20 protein-coding genes are annotated in these 19,383 nt (G+C 60.5%); 5 read left to right on the top strand and 15 right to left on the bottom strand.

Features of this window, described 5'->3' with window-relative positions:
• Positions 1 to 67 precede the first annotated feature (67 nt).
• A complete protein-coding gene (locus FFS64_RS13440) occupies positions 68 to 451 on the top strand; it encodes a helicase (RefSeq protein WP_137805788.1) in 384 nt (127 codons plus the stop codon).
• A gap of 97 nt (positions 452 to 548) precedes the next feature.
• Here the strand turns inward: FFS64_RS13440 and FFS64_RS13435 are convergent, their stop codons facing one another.
• The 6 genes from FFS64_RS13435 to exbB all read right to left on the bottom strand — a co-directional run bounded on the left by FFS64_RS13435 (position 549) and on the right by exbB (position 7,446).
• Positions 549 to 1,949 carry an aminoacyl-tRNA deacylase and HDOD domain-containing protein gene (locus FFS64_RS13435; protein WP_137805787.1) on the bottom strand — a complete coding sequence of 467 codons (1,401 nt, stop codon included), beginning with the start codon at positions 1,947 to 1,949 and terminating at the stop codon, positions 549 to 551.
• A gap of 78 nt (positions 1,950 to 2,027) precedes the next feature.
• Positions 2,028 to 4,103, bottom strand: a complete 2,076-nt coding sequence (recG, locus tag FFS64_RS13430) for an ATP-dependent DNA helicase RecG (protein ID WP_095194435.1) — start codon at positions 4,101 to 4,103, stop codon at positions 2,028 to 2,030.
• Positions 4,104 to 4,112: 9 nt separating this feature from the next.
• On the bottom strand, positions 4,113 to 5,042 hold the full coding sequence (locus FFS64_RS13425) for a hydrogen peroxide-inducible genes activator (protein ID WP_095194434.1): 930 nt from the start codon (positions 5,040 to 5,042) through the stop codon (positions 4,113 to 4,115).
• A 266-nt stretch (positions 5,043 to 5,308) separates the two neighbouring features.
• Positions 5,309 to 6,058, bottom strand: coding sequence for an energy transducer TonB (locus FFS64_RS13420; protein WP_095194433.1), 750 nt, complete (start codon positions 6,056 to 6,058; stop codon positions 5,309 to 5,311).
• The gene (gene exbD / locus FFS64_RS13415) at positions 6,055 to 6,483 is read right to left on the bottom strand and encodes a TonB system transport protein ExbD (protein WP_102673741.1); all 429 of its coding nucleotides are present in this window, start codon (positions 6,481 to 6,483) and stop codon (positions 6,055 to 6,057) included. Before exbD ends, FFS64_RS13420 begins: the two co-directional genes overlap by 4 nt.
• A 6-nt stretch (positions 6,484 to 6,489) precedes the next feature.
• Positions 6,490 to 7,446 (bottom strand): tonB-system energizer ExbB, encoded by a 957-nt coding sequence (gene exbB, locus FFS64_RS13410; RefSeq protein ID WP_137805786.1) that lies wholly within the window; start codon positions 7,444 to 7,446, stop codon positions 6,490 to 6,492.
• Positions 7,447 to 7,634: 188 nt separating this feature from the next.
• Here exbB and FFS64_RS13405 point away from each other — a divergent pair, with 188 nt between their 5' ends.
• Positions 7,635 to 8,492 carry an SDR family oxidoreductase gene (locus tag FFS64_RS13405; protein WP_137805785.1) on the top strand — a complete coding sequence of 286 codons (858 nt, stop codon included), beginning with the start codon at positions 7,635 to 7,637 and terminating at the stop codon, positions 8,490 to 8,492.
• Positions 8,493 to 8,632: 140 nt separating this feature from the next.
• On the opposite strand, the gene FFS64_RS13400 is transcribed toward FFS64_RS13405, so the two are convergent.
• From FFS64_RS13400 to FFS64_RS13375, 6 genes are all read right to left on the bottom strand, one after another.
• On the bottom strand, positions 8,633 to 9,373 hold the full coding sequence (locus FFS64_RS13400; RefSeq protein ID WP_137805784.1) for a hypothetical protein: 741 nt from the start codon (positions 9,371 to 9,373) through the stop codon (positions 8,633 to 8,635).
• A gap of 67 nt (positions 9,374 to 9,440) precedes the next feature.
• On the bottom strand, positions 9,441 to 9,821 hold the full coding sequence (locus FFS64_RS13395; RefSeq protein ID WP_003229509.1) for a RidA family protein: 381 nt from the start codon (positions 9,819 to 9,821) through the stop codon (positions 9,441 to 9,443).
• Between the two features lie 27 nt (positions 9,822 to 9,848).
• Positions 9,849 to 11,954 carry a bifunctional GTP diphosphokinase/guanosine-3',5'-bis pyrophosphate 3'-pyrophosphohydrolase gene (gene spoT / locus FFS64_RS13390; RefSeq protein ID WP_095194428.1) on the bottom strand — a complete coding sequence of 702 codons (2,106 nt, stop codon included), beginning with the start codon at positions 11,952 to 11,954 and terminating at the stop codon, positions 9,849 to 9,851.
• A 57-nt stretch (positions 11,955 to 12,011) separates the two neighbouring features.
• Positions 12,012 to 12,275 carry a DNA-directed RNA polymerase subunit omega gene (rpoZ, locus tag FFS64_RS13385; protein WP_007921129.1) on the bottom strand — a complete coding sequence of 88 codons (264 nt, stop codon included), beginning with the start codon at positions 12,273 to 12,275 and terminating at the stop codon, positions 12,012 to 12,014.
• A 167-nt stretch (positions 12,276 to 12,442) separates the two neighbouring features.
• Positions 12,443 to 13,063 carry a guanylate kinase gene (gene gmk, locus FFS64_RS13380; protein WP_095194427.1) on the bottom strand — a complete coding sequence of 207 codons (621 nt, stop codon included), beginning with the start codon at positions 13,061 to 13,063 and terminating at the stop codon, positions 12,443 to 12,445.
• A gap of 12 nt (positions 13,064 to 13,075) precedes the next feature.
• Positions 13,076 to 13,939 (bottom strand): YicC/YloC family endoribonuclease, encoded by an 864-nt coding sequence (locus FFS64_RS13375; protein ID WP_137805783.1) that lies wholly within the window; start codon positions 13,937 to 13,939, stop codon positions 13,076 to 13,078.
• A gap of 267 nt (positions 13,940 to 14,206) precedes the next feature.
• Here FFS64_RS13375 and rph point away from each other — a divergent pair, with 267 nt between their 5' ends.
• On the top strand, positions 14,207 to 14,929 hold the full coding sequence (gene rph, locus FFS64_RS13370; RefSeq protein ID WP_047535109.1) for a ribonuclease PH: 723 nt from the start codon (positions 14,207 to 14,209) through the stop codon (positions 14,927 to 14,929).
• Positions 14,930 to 14,957: 28 nt separating this feature from the next.
• Positions 14,958 to 15,326, top strand: coding sequence for a DUF4870 domain-containing protein (locus FFS64_RS13365; protein WP_137805782.1), 369 nt, complete (start codon positions 14,958 to 14,960; stop codon positions 15,324 to 15,326).
• 110 nt (positions 15,327 to 15,436) lie between these two features.
• On the opposite strand, the gene FFS64_RS13360 is transcribed toward FFS64_RS13365, so the two are convergent.
• A complete protein-coding gene (locus tag FFS64_RS13360; protein WP_053163881.1) occupies positions 15,437 to 16,216 on the bottom strand; it encodes an exodeoxyribonuclease III in 780 nt (259 codons plus the stop codon).
• A gap of 82 nt (positions 16,217 to 16,298) precedes the next feature.
• On the opposite strand from FFS64_RS13360, the gene pyrE reads away from it, so the two are divergent.
• Positions 16,299 to 16,943 carry an orotate phosphoribosyltransferase gene (pyrE, locus tag FFS64_RS13355; RefSeq protein WP_137805781.1) on the top strand — a complete coding sequence of 215 codons (645 nt, stop codon included), beginning with the start codon at positions 16,299 to 16,301 and terminating at the stop codon, positions 16,941 to 16,943.
• 171 nt (positions 16,944 to 17,114) lie between these two features.
• Here pyrE and argB read toward each other — a convergent pair whose 3' ends face one another.
• A complete protein-coding gene (argB, locus tag FFS64_RS13345; RefSeq protein ID WP_095194424.1) occupies positions 17,115 to 18,020 on the bottom strand; it encodes an acetylglutamate kinase in 906 nt (301 codons plus the stop codon).
• A gap of 17 nt (positions 18,021 to 18,037) precedes the next feature.
• The coding region (locus FFS64_RS13340) for a phosphomannomutase/phosphoglucomutase (RefSeq protein WP_137805780.1) at positions 18,038 to 19,383 on the bottom strand (1,346 nt) is incomplete at its 5' end.

The raw sequence follows: 19,383 nt of genomic DNA, 5'->3' as shown, positions 1-19,383 counted from the left end.
ATAGTGGCGTTCTTTATCCAAGTCGCTACACTGCGCCAGCCGTTCATTTTCTTTTTGAGGCTTGCGCATGAAATTTCGTTTTCTGCTGTGGATGCTGGGTTTGTTGATGGGCAAGGCCAGTCGGAGCAATCCGGCGTTTCAGCAGCAGTTGGGTGACAAGGAACTGGTGTTTCAGCTGCAGACCCTGGACGGGAAAGTGGCGCGGCATTTTCGGGTGAAGGACCAGCGCATCACCAGCAAGTCCGGGGTGTATGCCGAGCCGGCGTTCGCCATTGCCTTCAAGGATGCCGGGTATGGCTTCGCCACGATGCAGGCGAAGAACAAGCAACTGGCGTTCATGACGGGAATTCAGGACAAGTCGATTCAGATCAAAGGCAACCCGGCACTGGTGATCTGGTTTCAGGGGTTGACCAAGTATTTGAAGCCGAAGAAGGCAAAAGCCCAGGTTTGAGGTTTGCCATTCAGACCGCGTTGGATTCTTCGCGAGCAGGCTCGCTCCCACAGGAAATACCGGACCTCCGTGGGAACAAGCTTGCTCGCAACTGCGTCTAGGCCTGGCTGAACTGCGAAGCCAATTCGCGCAACAGCACTTCGGCTTCGAGGACTTTGCTGACGACGTCTTCGGCTTTGGCGCGGCTCAGGCCAAGGCGTTCGAGCAGAGCGTCGGGGATGTCTTCGTCCGGGCCGGAACCGATGCCACGGCTGCGCAGCAGGCGCACGGCGAGGCACACCAGATTCGGGTACTCGGCGTAGGCGCCGTCGTAGCCCGGGTCGTGCTGGAAGCGCAGCGCAGTGGCCAATTCATCGGGCATGTCCCAGTAGCGCATCAACCACGCGCCGATCTGTTCGCGGCTGATGCCCAGCAGGTGTTGCTCGATGTAGCTGTGGCACAGGTGCGGGTTAACCTCCAGGTGGCGGCAGATCAGCGAAAAGTGCGGCGGGAACACATGGGCCAGCAACAGATAACCGAAGTTGTGCAGCAGGCCCGCCAGGTAGGTCAGGCCGGCTTCCGGGCGCTGGGCGCGTGGCATGGCGCGCGTCAGGCCTTCGATGACGGCCGCGGTGTAGATCGATTGCTGCCAGTACGGTGTGCTCTGTTGCGGATGGTCTTTAGGCAGGCTCAGGGTTTTACCAAGAGCCAGGCCCAGCGCCAGATTGATCACCAGATCGAAACCCAGCACTCGCACGATGGCATCTTCCACCGAGCGAATCTTGCCTGGCGAAGCGTAGTACGGCGAAGCAGCCCAACTCACCACTTGTGCGGCCAGGGCCGGGTCGGTTTCGACCACGCCGGTGATGTCGTCGATGGTGGCGTTGGGGTCGACGCGCAGCTTGATGATCTTCTGCGCGGTTTCGGCCAGCGGCGGAATTTCGATGGTTGCTTCCAGGCGTTGCTGGATGCGCCGCGCGGTGAATGCCTGGACCGCCTGGGTGATTTCCGCGCGGTCATCATCGGGGCGGTCGAGGTTCGGACGAATGCTGCTCAGGGCTTCGCCGAAGTTGGCGGCGCTGGCCTTGTTGAGCATCGATTTGAACGCTTCGCTGGTGATTTCCAGCAGGACGCCTGGCTCACCCGAATTGACCAGCACCGTCGGCTCGCGCAACAGGCTTTCGTCATACAGGCACGGCGAACTGGTGAGGGCCGGCAGGCCTGGCAGCAGGCTCAGGCTGTGTTTGCCCAGCATTTTTACCAGGCGCTCGGTCGGTACGGCGGTGAGGCGGCGGCCAGTGAGTTCGGTGAGGCGGTTGAGATCGAGCAACTGGCTCTGCGGAAACAGCACCATCAGCGCGCCAATGGCGTCATCGAGCAGTACAGCCTGGACTTTTCTGGCGGGGTTCAAGCCGTGATGATCGAGGACTTCTTCGTAGGCAATGCCCAGTTTGCCCAGCAGCAGCCGAATAACCGACGGAGCGTGCGGGGAGGCGGGTGCGAGGGCAACTTCGGTCATGGTCTGTATCCGGACTAAAACAATTGCAGGAGTATAACCAGCTTGCTCAAACCCATCCTCCAGAAACTGCGACGCTGCTCACACTTGGCCGTATTGCTGCCCGTGACGGAGCCAGCGGTCGAGTAACGGGCTGACATGGTCCGGCCAGCGCTCCAGCAAGGCCTGAGCGGCGTCGCGCACGGCGGGTAACAGATCGGCATCGCGCATCAGGTCGGCGACCTTGAACTGGAGCAGGCCCGTCTGCCGTGTGCCGAGCATTTCGCCGGGGCCACGCAGTTCGAGGTCTTTTTCGGCGATGACAAAGCCGTCGTTGGTTTCGCGCATGATGCCCAGGCGCTGACGACCGATCTGCGACAACGGCGGATGGTAGAGCAGTACGCAATGGCTGACGGCGCTGCCCCGGCCGACGCGGCCACGCAACTGGTGCAGTTGTGCCAGGCCCAGGCGTTCGGGGTTTTCGATAATCATCAGGCTGGCGTTGGGCACGTCCACGCCGACTTCGATCACGGTGGTAGCCACCAGTAGTTGCAGGTTACCGGCCTTGAACTCGGCCATCACCGCGGCTTTTTCGGCAGGCTTCATGCGGCCATGGATCAGCCCCACTTTCAGCTCGCCTAGGGCGGCGGTCAGGTCTTCGTAGGTGGTTTCGGCGGCCTGGCAGGTCAGTTCTTCCGACTCTTCGATCAGCGTGCAGACCCAATAGGCCTGACGCCCTTCGGCACAGGCGCTGCGCACCCGTTCGATGACTTCGACGCGTCGGGTGTCGGTGATCAGCACGGTATTGACCGGGGTCCGGCCGGGCGGCAATTCGTCGAGGATCGAGGTGTCGAGGTCGGCGTAGGCGCTCATGGCCAATGTGCGCGGGATCGGGGTGGCGGTCATGATCAGCTGGTGCGGACACATGCGCCCGCCGACGCCTTTCTGCCGCAAGGCCAGTCGCTGCTGCACGCCGAAGCGGTGCTGCTCGTCGATAATCACCAGCGCCAGGTTCTTGAACTGTACTTCGTCCTGGAACAGCGCATGGGTGCCGACCACCATTGGTGTGCCGTTGGCGATTTGCTCCAGCGCGGCCACCCGGTTCTTGCCCTTGAGTTTGCCGGCCAGCCACGCAACCTCGATGCCCAGCGGTTCGAGCCAGCGCTTGAAGGTGATGAAGTGTTGCTCGGCGAGAATTTCAGTTGGCGCCATCAGCGCCACTTGATAACCGGCTTCCAGGGCCTGCAGCGCGGCGAGGGCGGCGACTACGGTTTTACCCGCGCCGACGTCGCCCTGAATCAGCCGCAGCATGGGCTCGCGCTGACTCAGGTCGTAGGCGATTTCGTTACCGACCCGTTGTTGCGCGCCCGTGGGGTTGAAGCCGAGGTTGGCCAGGTATTGGGCCGGTAGGTGCGTGGCCTTGGGCATGGCCGGCGCGCGCAGCGAGCGCATGCTTTCGCGCAGCCGCTGCTGGGACAGCTGATGGGTCAGCAGCTCCTCGAAGGCCAGGCGATGCTGCGCCCAGTGATGACCGAGGGCGAGTTCGTCGACATCGGCATCGGCCGGCGGATGGTGCAGATAGCGGATCGCATCGGCCAGTGGCGCCAGTTGGTAATCACGGGCCAGTTCGGTCGGCAGCCAGTCGGGCAGGCTGGTGGGACCGAGCAACGTCAGGGTTTGCATACACAGTTGGCGCAGGCGTTGTTGCGTCAGGCCTTCGGTGAGCGGGTACACCGGGGTCAGGGTTTCATCCACCGGCGGCGGTTCGTCGCCAGTAAGGGCGCGGTATTCCGGGTGGTAGATTTCCAGTCCCGACGCGCCTGGCCGCGCTTCGCCGTAGCAGCGAATCCGTGTGCCGCGCTTGAGGCCTTCTTTCTGTGCGTTGCTGAAATGGTAGAAGCGCAGACTGAGTCCGCCGGTGCCATCCTGCAGGCGCACCACCAGACTGCGGCGACGCCCCATGACCACATCGGCACCGCTGACGGTGCCTTCGATCACGGCATCTTGCCCGGGGCGCAGCGCGCCGATCGGGACCACACGGGTGCGGTCCTGATATCGCAGCGGCAGGTGAAACAGCACGTCCTGGAGATTTTCCAGGCCAACCTTGGCCAGTTTCTCGGCCATGGCTTCACCGACACCCTTGAGTGCCGTCACCGACACTTGCGACAACTCGGTCATGACGCTTGCTTAGCCCGCCACCACCTGCGCGGACGGCTTGGCCACCGAGCACAGGCGAATGGAGTCGGCGAGGATTTCGATTGCCTTGGGTCGCGGGAAACTTGCGCGCCAGGCGATGGCCACGGTGCGATAGGGCGTTGGTGCGGACAGCGGCCGAACTTCGATCACGCCGGGGGCGTAGTGATGGCTGTCGACCGCCGACAGCGGCAGGATCGAAACGCCGAGGCCGGATGCGACCATGTGGCGAATGGTTTCCAGCGAGCTGGACTCCACCGTGGTGTGCTTGGCGCCGTCGTTGCCTTTGGTCAGGGTCGGGCAGGCTTCCAGTACCTGGTCGCGGAAGCAGTGGCCTTCGCCGAGCAGCAGCAGGCTCTTGTCGTTGAGCAAGCCGGCGTCGATGGATTCCTTTTGCGTCCACGGGTGCTGGGCCGGCATCAGCACGTAGAACGGCTCATCGTATAGCTGCAGGGTCAGCACGTCGGCTTCGTTGAACGGCAGGGCGATAATGATCGCATCGAGCTCACCGTTGCGCAGCTTATCGCGCAGCACATGGGTGAAGTTTTCTTCGATGTACAACGGCATCTGCGGAGCGACCCGGTGCAGTTGCGGAATCAGGTGTGGAAACAGGTACGGGCCGACGGTATAGATAGCGCCGACTTTCAGCGGCGCGGTCAGCTGGTTCTTGCCGGCCTGGGCCAGTTCGCGAATGCCTTGGGCCTGTTCCAGAACTTTTTGGGCCTGGGCCACAATGCCTTCACCCACCGGAGTCAGGCGCACGGCACTTTTACTGCGCTCGAAAATCAGCACACCGAGTTCGTCTTCAAGCTTTTTCACGCCCACCGACAGAGTCGGCTGGCTGACGTGGCAACGCTCGGCCGCGTGGCCGAAGTGCTGCTCTTGGGCGAGGGTAACGATGTAGCGTAATTCTGTGAGAGTCATAGCAAGCGTCCATGAAGATGCGGGCCAAGCATACCGCCTGCAATCGATAGACGCACGTTATCAGAAGGTAGGTGTCGAGTGACACCGGGCAATGTCGGTTTGCCGCTGGCAGATATGCAAAAGGCACCTTTCGGTGCCTACCTGGTTGTTGCGAGAACCTATGTGGGAGCGAGCCTGCTCGCGAAAGCGGTTTGACATCCAGTAGATGTTAAATGTGCTGGCCTCTTCGCGAGCAGGCTCGCTCCCACAATGGTTTGGTGGTTCTTCTAACGCCGGCGGTTTTCCAGCGAGTAAACAAAGGGTGCAACAATTTCGATGGAGCCGTTGTTCAGCATGTCGGCCGGTGGTTTTGGCAGGGGCTGGGCGCGGCGAATCATGTCCAGAGTTGCCCGGTCCAGATCGGCAGTGCCGGAGCTACCCACCAGTTCAAACGACAACACGTTGCCTTCGGCATCCACGACGAAACGCAGACGGTTCATGCCTTGCTTGCCCCGTGCCTGTGCGCTGGCCGGGTACTTTTTGTACTTGGCCAAATGCGCGAGCAGGGTGCCTTGCCAGCTGGCCTTGGCCGCCACTTGAGCGGCCGATGGACCTGGCGCGGGCTGAGCGGATTTCTCGGTCGGCGCTGGAGTCGGTGGTGCTTCGCTCGGTTTGGCTTCGGACGGTTTTTCCTTCGGCGGCTCGGGCTTTTTCTCCACAGGCTTGGGCGGTTGAGGCTTCGGCTTGGGCTTGACCGGTTTCGGTACCGCAATCTCGGCCTTTGGTGCCTCGGCGAGCTTCGGTATCGGCAGTTCTTCAACCGGAGCCGGTGGCTGCGGTGGTGTGACGACCTTCGGCGGTGCGGGCGGTGGCGGGGCTGGAATCGGTGCCAGCTCGACCATCATTGCCTGGGGCGGCAATTCGATGGGCGGGCGGGCCGTCCAGTTCACGGCCAGCGCAATGGCCAGCGCGTGAACGCCCAGCACCACAGCCAGGCTACCGCTGTAGCGCGTCAGCTTATGGCGCGTCGTGATCATTTCTTGACTGCCGTCTCGAGTCCGACCAGACCGACCTTCAGGTAACCGGCCGAGCGCAGGTTGTCCATCACGCTCATCAGGTCGCCGTAATCCACGCCTTTATCGGCCTGGAAGAAGATCGTCGTGTCTTTTTTGCCCTGGGTCCTGGCGTCGAGCGTGGCGCCGAGTGCTTCGGCCTTCACTTCGTCTTCGCCCAGGAACAGGCGTTGGTCAGCCTTGACGCTGAGGAACACCGGCTTCTCTGGCCGCGGTGCCGGTTTGGCGGTGGACGCGGGCAGGTCGACCTTGATGTCCACGGTGGCCAGCGGGGCCGCCACCATGAAAATGATCAACAGCACCAGCATCACGTCGATGAACGGCGTGACGTTGATTTCATGGTTTTCGGACAGATCGTCGTCTGCCCCTTCTTTCAAATGCAGGCCCATGGCCGATTACCCCACTTTCACCATGTGCGGATGCGAGCTGCGCTCAGGCTGGTGATCGAGGTCGCGGCTGACCAGCAGCAGGACTTCTGCCGAAGCGTCGGACACCTGCGCCTTGTAACCGGCGATGGAGCGGGCAAACACGTTGTAGATCACCACCGCAGGAATCGCCGCGACCAGGCCCAGGGCAGTCGCCAGCAAGGCTTCGGCGATACCGGGGGCCACGACGGCGAGGTTGGTGGTCTGGGTTTTTGCGATGCCGATGAAGCTGTTCATGATGCCCCATACGGTACCGAACAGGCCGACGAACGGCGCGGTGGAGCCGATGGTGGCGAGTACGCCGGTGCCGCTGCTCATGTTACGACCGCAGGCGGCCACCAGGCGCTCAAGGCGGAAGCTGACGCGTTCCTTGATGCCTTCTTTCTCGCGGCTGCTGACAGACAAATGCATCTCTTCCAGGGCGTCATGCACCAAGAGATTGGCCAAGGTACCTGGTTTGGTTGCCGATGCGGCGGCTTCCTTGAGCGTGGCGGCTTTCTTCAGGTGTACGATTTCGTTGCGTAGACGACGCTTGGCGCCCATCAGCTCGAAGCCTTTGGCAATCCAGATGGTCCAGGTGATGATCGAGGCGATCGCCAGGCCGATCATCACGATCTTCACGATGATGTCGGCGTTCTGGTACATGCCCCACGGCGACAGGTCATGAGCCATGCCCAGGCTGTTGTTGGCTTCGAGGACTTCAGGAACGTCTTCGCCGAGCGATTCTTGAGCGGTTGCTGCCTGGGCCGGGTCGGTTGCGGTCGCGTGGTCAGCCGGGGCCGCTGCAGTAGCGGCCGGGATGGCGGGTGTTTGTGCGTCAGCGAACGCCGCGGTCGGTGCCAGCATCAGGCTGAGCAGCAGGGCGGCCACCGCGCTCCAGGCGCGAGGTCGTTTGGTTGGCGAAGCGGGGATTTGATTGCGTGTCATGCTGGCCGGACCTGAGATAGAAAAACGATGATGCTCTTCCAGGCCTCGTAAGGCCGAGAACAAAAGTGGTGCGTATTATTGCAAGTAATTCTTGTTAACAAAAGTAATAGAGTATCTTTTTTTCCTGTATTGCTAGCCGCTCGTCCATTGCCGGCGCTAGTCTGTCCGTTTCCAAGGGGAGTTCTCTGATGTCCGCGCCTTCTGTTTTGATCGCCGGTTGCGGTGATGTCGGCAGCCGTCTGGCCACGCAATTGTTGACCGCCGGTTGGGAGGTTCATGGCCTGCGGCGCGACATCTCGCGCCTGCCCCAGGGTGTGGTTGGCGTTGCCGGCGACTTGTTCAACAAGGAATGTCCGGCGACCTGGCCGATTGGTGCGGTGGATTACCTGGTGTACTGCGCGGCCGCCACCGATCACGATGAGGCCGGTTACCGCGCCGCTTACGTTCAAGGCTTGAAGCATGTGCTCGAGTGGCTGGACGACTACGGGCAGGTGCCCAATCGTCTGCTGTTCGTTTCCAGTAGCAGCGTTTACGGTCAGCAAGAGGGCGAGTGGGTTGACGAGAAGTCGCCAACGGTAGCGGCTGGCTATTCAGGGCGGGTGATGCTCGAAGCCGAGCAGATTGCCCTTAATAGTGGCATCCCGGCGAGCATCGTACGTTTGACCGGCATTTACGGTCCGGGCCGTGAGTGGTTGCTGACCCAGGTGCGCCGGGGTTACCGCGTAGCGGTCGATCCGCCGTTGTATGCCAATCGGATTCATGCCGACGACGCCGCCGGGTTGATGGCGTGCTTGCTTGAGGCGGATCGGCGTGGCGTGGCGCTGGATGATGTGTACATCGGTGTCGATGACGCACCGGCAGCACTGGCGGATGTGGTGGGATGGTTGCGTGAGTATCTGGGCGTGACCGAATGGGCGGACGACGCCACTGTGCGCCGCACCGGGAGCAAGCGCTGCAGTAATGCGCGGGCGAAGGCGTTGGGGTGGGAGCCGAAGTACCCGAGCTTCCGCGAGGGCTATGCCGCGATCCTCGAAGGACGCTGCTGAATTCCAGTCACCCCATAACAACTGTGGGAGCGGGCTTGCTCGCGAAGAGGCCGTTACATCCAACATCATCGTTGGATGTGAATCCGTCTTCGCGAGCAAGCCCGCTCCCACATGGGACCTTCTTTGCAGTTAGACCCGGGTTACTGCTTTTCCAGCAACCACTTGCGATCACCCGGCGTGAACTGAGGCTGTTCGTCCGCCAGCGCGGTATTCACGGCCTGGAAGATTTCCAGCTCCTTGCCTTTGCGCGCAAAGATCCATGGATTTCCCTGGCCATTGAGTTGTAGCCACATGTTGTCGTTGCCGCCACTCATCGAGGCGCAATCACCGGCCAGGCACAACGCATAACGATCAGCGCCCTGGAGGCCGGTCACCTGGCCGTCAGCCTGGAACTGAACGGTGTTGCCTTCGCCGGGGCCGCTGATGACTTTCCAGCTCCCGCCCATGTAGGCCGAATACAACGCGCGTTCGAAGCTGGCGCCAATCGGTGCGCCATCCGGCACCGGGATCAATGCGCGGTCGAAGACCTGTGCGGGTTCGTTCTCGGTCGCGGCCTGGCTCAGTTGTTTGCCGTCGCGCTTCAGTTCACTGCCGGAACTGCCGTAAAAGTCGATTTTCCAGGCGCCGGACTCTTCGCCCAGCAGCTTGCCGTCGACATTTTCAAAACCATTGGTGTAACGGGCCTGACCGGCCTTGGTGTTGACGTCCCATTCCAGGTTCGGGCCATAGGCCTGGAGCGCTTCACGCAGGGGGACACCCTTGGATGCAGCATCGATCGCCACCTGATTGATCCAGGTGCCGCTGATATCTCGGTCGGCAGGGTCGCTGGCACAACCGCCCAGAAGCAGGGCGAGCAGCGAGAGAGCAAGCGCTTTGCGCATGGTGGAATCCTTTCAAGCTTTCTTTACAGCAGAGCAGTCGGCGCAGCCTGAGGCTGCGCCGGACACATTACTCGATGACCAGGATGGCATCCATTTCAACCTGCGAACCCTTTGGCAGGGCCGCTACGCCAATGGCGGCGCGGGCTGGGTAAGGCTGGTCGAAGTACTTGCCCATGATCTCGTTGACCTTGGCGAAGTGGCTCAGGTCGGTGAGGAAAATGTTCAGTTTGACGATGTCCTTGAACGAACCACCGGCGGCTTCAGCCACGGCTTTGAGGTTCTCGAAGACCTGGACGGTCTGGGCTTCGAAGCCTTCAACCAGTTCCATGGTTTTTGGGTCCAGAGGAATTTGACCCGACATGTAAACGGTGTTGCCAGCCTTGATCGCCTGGGAGTAAGTGCCGATGGCGGCCGGGGCCTTGTCGCTGGTGATAACAGTCTTGGTCATGAATGACTCCTTGTAATTGATGGATGGCTACGCGCGCATGCGGGTGATGCGGATCACCCCGGTCAGGGCGCGCAGTTTCTTGATCACACGGGCCAGGTGCACGCGGTCGTGCACGCTGACCACCAGTTGGACCACGCTGATGCGACCATCGCGTTCGTCCATGCTGATTTTTTCGATGTTGCCGTCGGCCGCGTTGACGCTGCTGGCCAGCAGGGCGATCAGGCCACGCTGGTGCTCCAGCTCAACGCGCAGTTCGACATTGAATTCACCGGTGACATCCTTGGCCCATGAGAGCTGGATGCATTTTTCCGGGTTATGGCGGATTTCGCTGATGTTGCGGCAGTTGTCCAGGTGCACGACCATGCCTTTGCCGGCGGACAGGTGGCCGACAATCGGGTCACCCGGGATCGGTGTACAGCACTTGGCGTAGCTCAGTACCAGGCCTTCAGTACCGCGAATGGCCAGCGGACCTTCCGGACTTGGCAACTGTTCGCCCTCGCCGAGTAACCGGCGCGCCACCACATATGCCATGCGATTGCCTAAGCCGATGTCTTCGAGCAGGTCTTCGATCAGTTCGAGGCGATACTCGGTGAGCATGGCCTTGACGCGCTCAGCCTGGATTTTCTCCAGCGAACTGTCGAAGCCATTGAGGACTTTGTTCAGCAGGCGCTCACCCAGGCTGATGGACTCGGAACGGCGTTGCAGTTTCAGCGCATGGCGGATGTGCGTGCGCGCCTTGCCGGTGACCACGAAGTTGAGCCAGGCCGGGTTCGGCCGCGCACCGGGGGCGCTGACGATTTCCACGGTGGAGCCGCTTTGCAGCGGTTCGGACAGCGGCGCGAGACGCCGATTGATCCGACAGGCAATACAGCTGTTGCCCACGTCGGTGTGTACCGCGTAAGCGAAGTCGACCGCCGTGGAGCCCTTGGGCAACTCCATGATCCGGCCCTTTGGCGTGAACACATAGACCTCGTCCGGGAACAGGTCGATCTTCACGCTTTCGATGAATTCCAGCGAGTTGCCGGCGCGCTGCTGCATCTCCAGCACGCCTTTGACCCACTGGCGGGCACGGGCGTGAGTGCCTTTTGGCTGCTCGTCGCCACTGGATTTGTACAGCCAATGGGCGGCGATGCCGTTGTTGGCCATCTCTTCCATTTCACGGGTACGGATCTGGATCTCGATCGGAACACCGTGCATGCCGAACAGTGTGGTGTGCAGCGATTGATAGCCGTTGGCCTTGGGTATCGCGATGTAATCCTTGAAGCGGCCCGGCAACGGTTTGTACAAATTATGAACAGCACCCAGCACGCGGTAGCAGGTATCGACCTTGTCGACGATGATCCGGAACGCATAGACGTCCATGATCTCGTTGAAGGCCCGACGCTTGCCGCGCATTTTCTTGTAGATGCCGTAGAGGTGCTTCTGGCGACCGCTGACCTCGCCCTGAATGCCATCGATGGCCAGGCAGTGACTGAGGGACTCTTCGATCTTGTTGACGATTTCCTTGCGGTTGCCCCGGGCGCGTTTGACCGCCTGGTAGATCCGCGCGGAACGCATCGGGTGCATGGCCTTGAAGCCGAGGTCTTCGAATTCTATGCGGATGGCGTGCATGCCCAGCCGATTGGCGATGGGCGCATAGATTTCCAGGGTTTCCTTGGCGATGCGCCGACGTTTTTCGCCGGACAACACTTCCAGCGTGCGCATGTTGTGCAGCCGGTCGGCCAGCTTGACCAGGATCACGCGAATGTCGCGGGCCATGGCCATGGCCATTTTCTGGAAGTTTTCGGCCTGGGCTTCGGCCTTGGTCTCGAAGTTCATCTGGGTCAGTTTGCTGACCCCATCGACCAGTTCGGCCACGGTTTCGCCGAACTGCGCTTGCAGCGCTTCCTTGGCAATACCGGTGTCTTCGATCACGTCATGCAGCATGGCTGCCATCAGGCTCTGATGGTCCATATGCATGTCGGCAAGAATATTCGCCACCGCGAGCGGGTGCGTGACGTACGCCTCACCGCTACGGCGGCGTTGGCCGTCGTGGGCTTGTTCGGCGTAGAAATACGCTCGGCGGACCAGGTTGACCTGGTCATTGCCGAGGTAGGTCGATAAGCGATCGGCGAGGGCGTCTATGCTCGGCATGATATCTCCTGCCGAAAGCTTTGTTCCCGCGCCGTGCTACGTCGACCAGGCATAGGCTTAGACGGCCTCGTTGGACTCGTCCTCGAATGCAGCAAAAAGCGGTTCATCTTCAACGATTTCGGCTTCGGCGATAGCTGCGTAGTCGATCAGGCCTTCAGCGATTTCACGCAGGGCTACGACGGTAGGCTTGTCGTTTTCCCATGCTACTTTCGGCTCTTTGCCGCCGGTGGCCAGTTGACGGGCACGCTTGGTAGAGAGCATGACCAGCTCAAAGCGGTTATCCACGTGTTCTAGGCAGTCTTCAACGGTTACGCGGGCCATGGTCTTCCTCGTAGCAAATGCAATATGCGCGCTGCCCGGATGGGCGAGCGGACTCAACAGTTTAAAAAATCACCAGCGATTAGGGAAGCGCTGATTTTTTGATCAAGCTCTTCAACGCGCTGCAAGTGCCAATGTAAAGCCCTTGCAGCGGTTTTGGGAAGAGTGGATTAGCCCAGCAATTCAGCCAGCAGTTTGCCGAAACGTTGCTGTTGGCGTTTCTGTTGCAGCTGATTGGCGCGGAAAATCGCCTTCAGATCGTGCAGGGCGTGGGCGAAATCGTCATTGATGATCAGGTAGTCGTAGTCGACGTAGTGGCTCATTTCACTGACGGCTTCGCGCATGCGGCCGTCGATGATCTCGTCGCTGTCCTGGCCGCGATTGGTCAGGCGTTGGTGCAGGGCTTGAAGTGACGGCGGCAGGATAAAGATCGAGCGGGCCTGAGGCATCAGCTTGCGCACTTGCTCGGCGCCCTGCCAGTCGATTTCCAGAATCAGGTCGTGACCTTCATCCAGCGTTTGTTGCAGGTGGCTTTGCGAGGTGCCGTAGAGATTGCCGAACACTTCGGCGCGCTCAAGGAAATCCCCGTGTTCGATCATCTTCACGAACTCGCTGCGTTCGACGAAGTGATAGTTCACGCCGTCCACTTCACCGGGGCGCATGGCGCGGGTGGTGTGGGAAACGGAAACGCGGATCTCCGGATCGGCGTCGGTCAGGGCCTTGACCAGGCTGCTCTTGCCCGCGCCCGATGGGGCGGAAATGATGTACAGGGTGCCGGTGCTGTGGGTCATGTCGGGTATGCCTTACTCAATATTCTGCACTTGTTCGCGCATCTGCTCGATCAACACCTTGAGGTTGACCGCCGCTTGGGTGCTGCGCGGGTCGAAGGCTTTGGAGCCCAATGTATTGGCTTCGCGGTTGAGCTCCTGCATCAGGAAGTCCAGGCGCCGTCCGGCAGCGCCGCCGGATTTGAGGACCCGGCGAACTTCGATGATGTGAGTGCTCAGGCGATCCAGTTCTTCGGCGACGTCGCTTTTTTGCGCGAGCATGACCATTTCCTGCTCCAGGCGCTGCGGGTCCATCTCGGCCTTCATGTCGGCAAAGCGGTCGAGCACTTTCTGGCGCTGGGTGGCGAGCATCTGCGGAACCAGTTCGCGCAGGATCACCACGTCTTCTTCAATGGACGTCAGGCGATCATTGATCAACCGCGCCAGCTCCGCGCCTTCGCGCTCGCGGCCGGCCTTGAGCTCTTTCAGGCCCTGGTTAAACAGTGCCAGTGCTTCGGCGTTCAGCGCTTGCGGGTCGGTCGCGTCGCCCACCAATACGCCGGGCCAGGCCAGCACTTCGAGTGGGTTCAGCGCTGCCGGATTTTTGATCAGGCTGGCGACGGTCTCGGCGGCCGCAACCAGTTGTGCGGCGCGTGCCTGGTCCACTTGCAGTGGTTTGCCGGTGTTTTCTTCGGTGAAGCGCAGGGTGCATTCGAGCTTGCCCCTGGACACGCCCTGGCGCAGCGCCTCGCGGACGGCGCTTTCGAGGTCGCGAAAGGACTCCGGCAAACGCAGGTGGGGTTCCAGGTAGCGACTGTTGACCGAGCGCAGTTCCCAGCTCAGGGTGCCCTGGACGCCGGCTTTCTCGACGCGGGCGAAGGCGGTCATGCTGTGCACCATGGAGGTACCTCGCAATGCAGATCGGCCCGGAACTGACGTTCCGGCAACCCGATATCAATGAATTTAAGCCGACTGGCAGCAAAGGCGCAGGATTGTAGCGCAGTGCGGCGGATGCGCCCAAACACACGGTGTCACAAAGGACTGCAGGCCCTCGGCGACGGGCTATCCAGAGCCTTCAGTCGTCGGAGGATTTTTTTAGAAGTGCCCAGTCGTGGCTGGCAGCTCTATAATGCTCCGCAGTTTTCCGTCCCCGTACAGGTATCCCTTATGAAACGTCCAAGTGGTCGCGCTGCCGATCAGCTCCGCTCGATCCGCATTACCCGCAACTACACCAAACACGCCGAGGGATCCGTACTGGTCGAGTTCGGTGATACCAAAGTCATCTGCACCGTCAGTGTCGAAAACGGCGTGCCGCGGTTCCTCAAGGGGCAGGGCCAGGGTTGGTTGACCGCCGAGTACGGCATGCTGCCGCGCGCCACCGGCGAGCGTAACCAGCGTGAAGCGAGCCGCGGCAAGCAAGGCGGCCGTACCCTGGAGATCCAGCGTCTGATCGGTCGTTCCCTGCGCGCTGCGCTGGACATGTCCAAGCTGGGCGACGTGACCCTGTACGTCGATTGCGACGTGATCCAGGCCGACGGCGGTACTCGTACCGCTTCCATCACCGGTGCCATGGTTGCTCTGGTTGATGCCTTGAAAGTGATCAAGAAGCGCGGCGGCCTGAAAGGCGGCGACCCACTCAAGCAAATGATCGGTGCCGTTTCCGTCGGCATGTACCAGGGCGAGCCAGTACTCGACCTCGATTATCTGGAAGACTCGGCTGCCGAGACCGACCTGAACGTCGTGATGACCAGCACTGGTGGCTTCATTGAAGTCCAGGGCACTGCCGAAGGCGCGCCGTTCCAGCCTGAAGAGCTGAACGCCATGCTGGAACTGGCCAAGAAAGGCATGAACGAAATTTTCGATCTGCAAAAGGCTGCATTGGCTGACTGATCGGAATACCGCAGGCAAGGAGGGCGTCATGAGTGATGAGCAACAGCTGCTTCCCACCCCGAGCAAAGAGGTTCGGCAGTGGGCGATGTTTTGTCACTTGTCCGCCTTGCTGGGAATCTGGATTCCGTTCGGCACGCTGATCGGCCCGTTGATTCTGTGGCAGATGAAGCGTGAGATGGACCCGTTCATCGATGCTCAAGGCAAGGAGGCGCTGAACTTTCAGATCACCGTCGCCATTGCCTCGGCCATTTGCTTCCTGCTGATGGTGGTGATTATCGGGTTCTTTCTGTTCGGGTTGGTGGCGATCGGTGCGCTGGTCTTGACCATCATCGCAGGCGTGAAGGCCAACGAAGGGTTCCCGTATCGGTATCCGTTCACCTGGCGGCTGATCAAATAACGGTCACGCAGATCCCCTGTGGGAGCGGGCTTGCTCGCTCCCACAAAAAGCACAAAATCAGTACCCACAAAAAAGCCGACATTGCTGTCGGCTTTTTTTGCATCTGACGTTTAGATGGTCAGCGTCCAGTCGTAGTCCACGATCAGCGGCGCGTGTTGCGAGAACCGCGGCTGACGTGGCAGGCGTGCGCTACGCACGAAGCGGCGCAGGCCCGGGGTCAGCAGCTGATAGTCGAAGCGCCAGCCGAGGTTGAGCATTTCGGCCTGTTCGTTATCCGGCCACCAGCTGTACTGGTCGCCTTCGCGGCTGACTTCGCGCAGGGCATCGACATAACCCATGTTGCCGACAATCTCGTCCATCCAGGCGCGTTCAGGCGCCAGGAAGCCCGGGGATTGCTGGCTGTCGCGCCAGTTCTTGATGTCCAGCTTCTGTTGCGCCACGTACAGCGAGCCACAATAAATGTACTCGCGGCGTTTGCGCCGTTGCTTGTCCAGGTACTTGGCGAAGTCGTCCATGAGCTTGAACTTCTGATTCAAGTCCTCATCGCCGTTCATACCCGACGGCAGCAGCAACGTTGCAATACTGACTTTGTCGAAATCGGCTTGCAGGTAGCGCCCGTAGCGGTCGGCCGTCTCGAAACCGAGACCGCTGATGACAGCCTTCGGTTGCAACCGCGAATACAAAGCCACGCCACCTTGGGCGGGAACTTCGGCATCGCAGGCATAAAGGAAGTATCCATCCAGTTGGAAGGCTGGATCGTCCAGTTCAAAGGCGGAGGCACGGGTGTCCTGCAGGCAGATGACGTCGGCATTCTGTGCTTGCAGCCAACTGAGCAAACCTCGCTCGACTGCAGCCTGAATACCATTGACGTTCACACTGATGATCCGCATAAATGGCCCCAAAAATCGCGTGCGTGTATGATACACGGCGTCAAGCTAATTAGCTAAATCCGTGGTATTTGGGGTTTTTTTCATGCAAGCGTATCAGCGCGATTTCATTCGTTTTGCCATCGATCGCGGCGTTTTGCGCTTCGGTGAGTTCACCCTGAAGTCCGGGCGCACGAGTCCTTACTTCTTCAACGCGGGCCTGTTCAATTCGGGTTCGGCCCTGGCGCAGCTGGGTCGTTTCTACGCCGCAGCCATTGCTGAAAGCGGCATTGCCTTCGATGTTCTGTTTGGTCCGGCCTATAAGGGCATCCCTTTGGCGGCGACCACTGCCGTGGCACTGGCCGAGCATCACAACCGTGACCTGCCATGGTGCTTCAACCGCAAGGAAGCCAAGGCTCACGGCGAAGGCGGCAGCCTGGTTGGCGCACCGCTGACCGGCGATGTGCTGATCATCGACGACGTGATCACGGCCGGTACCGCTATCCGTGAAGTGATGCAGATCATCGCTTCCCAGGAGGGTGCCAAGGCTGCTGGTGTGCTGATAGCCCTGAATCGTCAGGAACGTGGCAACGGTGAGTTGTCGGCCATCCAGGAAGTGGAGCGCGATTTCGGCATTCCGGTGATCAGCATTGTTTCGCTGAACCAGGTGCTGGAGTTCCTGGCTGACGATCCGCAGCTCAAGCAGCACTTGCCGGCCGTGGAAGCGTACCGCGCCCAGTTCGGCGTTTAACGCATACCGCCTTTTGTGGGAGCGGGCTTGCCCGCGATGACGGAATGTCAGTCGACGGTGATGTTGGCTGACAGATAGCTATCGCGGGCAAGCCCGCTCCCACAGAGGTCGAGGTGAAAAAAAGACCCCGCTCAGCCAGGCTGAGCGGGGTCTTTTTGCATCCGCTATCGCTTAGTGGCGCTTGCGATTGCTGATCAAGGTGCCCACGCCGGTATCGGTGAAGATTTCCAGCAGAATCGCATTCGGCACGCGGCCGTCGATGATCAGCGAGCTACCCACGCCACCCTGGACCGCTTCCAGCGCGCAACGGATCTTCGGCAGCATGCCGCCGTAGATGGTGCCATCGGCGATCAGATCGTCGACCTGCTGCGTACTCAGGCCGGTCAGCACCTTGCCAGACTTGTCCATCAGGCCGGCGATGTTGGTGAGCAGCATCAGTTTCTCGGCCTTCAGTGCTTCGGCAACCTTGCCGGCCACCAGGTCAGCGTTGATGTTGTACGACTCGCCGTTGGCGCCGACGCCGATTGGCGCGATCACCGGGATAAAATCGCCTTTGACCAGCAGGTTCAACAGGTCGGTATTGATCCCGACCACTTCGCCGACGTGGCCGATGTCGATGATTTCCGGCTGGGTCATCTCCGGGGTCTGGCGGGTGACGGTGAGTTTCTTCGCGCGAATCAGCTCGGCGTCTTTACCGGTCAGGCCAATGGCGCTGCCGCCATGACGGTTGATCAGGTTGACGATGTCCTTGTTGACCTGGCCGCCGAGGACCATTTCCACCACGTCCATGGTTGCTGCGTCGGTGACGCGCATGCCATCGACAAAGTGGCTCTCGATCGACAGGCGCTTGAGCAAGTCACCGATTTGCGGACCGCCACCATGAACGACCACAGGGTTGATGCCGACGGCTTTCATCAGCACGATGTCGCGGGCGAAGCCGGTTTTCAGCTCCTCGCTTTCCATCGCGTTGCCGCCGTATTTGATCACCAGTGTCTTGCCGACATAGCGGCGAATGTAAGGCAGCGCTTCGGACAGGACCTTGGCGGTGTTGGCGGCGGCTTCGCGTTCGAGGGTCATTCAGGGCTCCGGGTGAATCAGAACGGTAGTTGGAGATCAGGTGCAACACGCTTCAACTGGACATGGAAGACGTCCTTGATGCGCTGCAATTCAGCCTCGTCATCGGCCTCGAAGCGCAGTACCAGCACCGGTGTGGTGTTGGAGGCGCGAACCAGGCCCCAGCCTTTGGCATAGTCGACTCGCACGCCGTCAATGGTGGTCAGGTCAGCGCCTTCGCCCCACTGTGCATCGTGCAGTGCATCAATGATGCTGAATTTGCTCTCTTCGGTCACATGGATATTGATTTCTGGCGTAGAAATATCGTTCGGGAAGGTTGCGAACAATTCTTCAGCCGACGATTTTTCCTTGCTGAGGATTTCCAGCAACCGTGCGGCGCTGTAGATGCCGTCGTCGAAACCGAACCAGCGCTCCTTGAAGAAGATGTGGCCGCTCATTTCGCCGGCCAACAGGGCACCGGATTGTTTCATTTTCTTTTTGATCAACGAATGACCGGTCTTCCACATGAGCGGACGACCGCCATATTCCTTGATCAACGGGATCAGGCGGCGGGTGCATTTGACGTCGAAGATGATTTCCGCGTCGGGGTTGCGTGCTACCACGTCCTTGGCGAACAGCATCAGCAGGCGGTCCGGGAACACGACGCTGCCGGTGTTGGTGACCACGCCCACGCGGTCGCCATCGCCGTCGAAGGCCAGGCCTAGGTCAGCGTTGGTTTCCTTGACCTTGGCGATCAGGTCTACCAGGTTTTCCAGCTTGCCCGGGTCCGGGTGATGGTTCGGGAAATTGCCGTCGACTTCACAGAACAGCGGGATGACTTCGCAGTTCAGTGCTTCGATCAGTTGTGGGGCAATCACGCCGGCAGCGCCGTTGCCGCAGTCCACCACGACCTTCAGGCGTCGGGCCAGTTTTATGTCCTGGACGATTTCGGTGGTGTAGCGGTCGAGGATCTCGACCTTGGTAATGCTGCCCTGGCCGCTGCTCAGGTTGTTGCTCTTGAGGCGGTCATGCAGGGCCTGAATCTGCTCGTTGGCGAGGGTGTCGCCAGCGATGACGATCTTGAAGCCGTTGTAGTTCGATGGGTTGTGGCTGCCGGTCAGCATCACGCCGGATTTGCCAGCCAGTACGTTGGCGGCGTAGTACAGCGCAGGGGTTGGTACCAGGCCGACATCGCTGACGTGGCAGCCGCTGTCGGCCAGGCCCTGGATCAGTTGCTCCACCAGTTCCGGGCCGGAGAGACGCCCGTCACGGCCGACGGAAACATTCGGTTCATTCTGGGCCAAGCTTTGGGCACCGATGGCACGACCGAGCCAGTAAGCCGTTTCGGCGTTCAGAAATTCCGGGACAGTGCCGCGAATATCGTAGG

It is taken from the genome of Pseudomonas sp. G(2018), from assembly GCF_005502415.1.
Classification (GTDB): domain Bacteria; phylum Pseudomonadota; class Gammaproteobacteria; order Pseudomonadales; family Pseudomonadaceae; genus Aquipseudomonas.
Note: the sequence above shows the minus strand (reverse complement) of the source record. Positions and strands in the feature narration are given on the sequence as shown.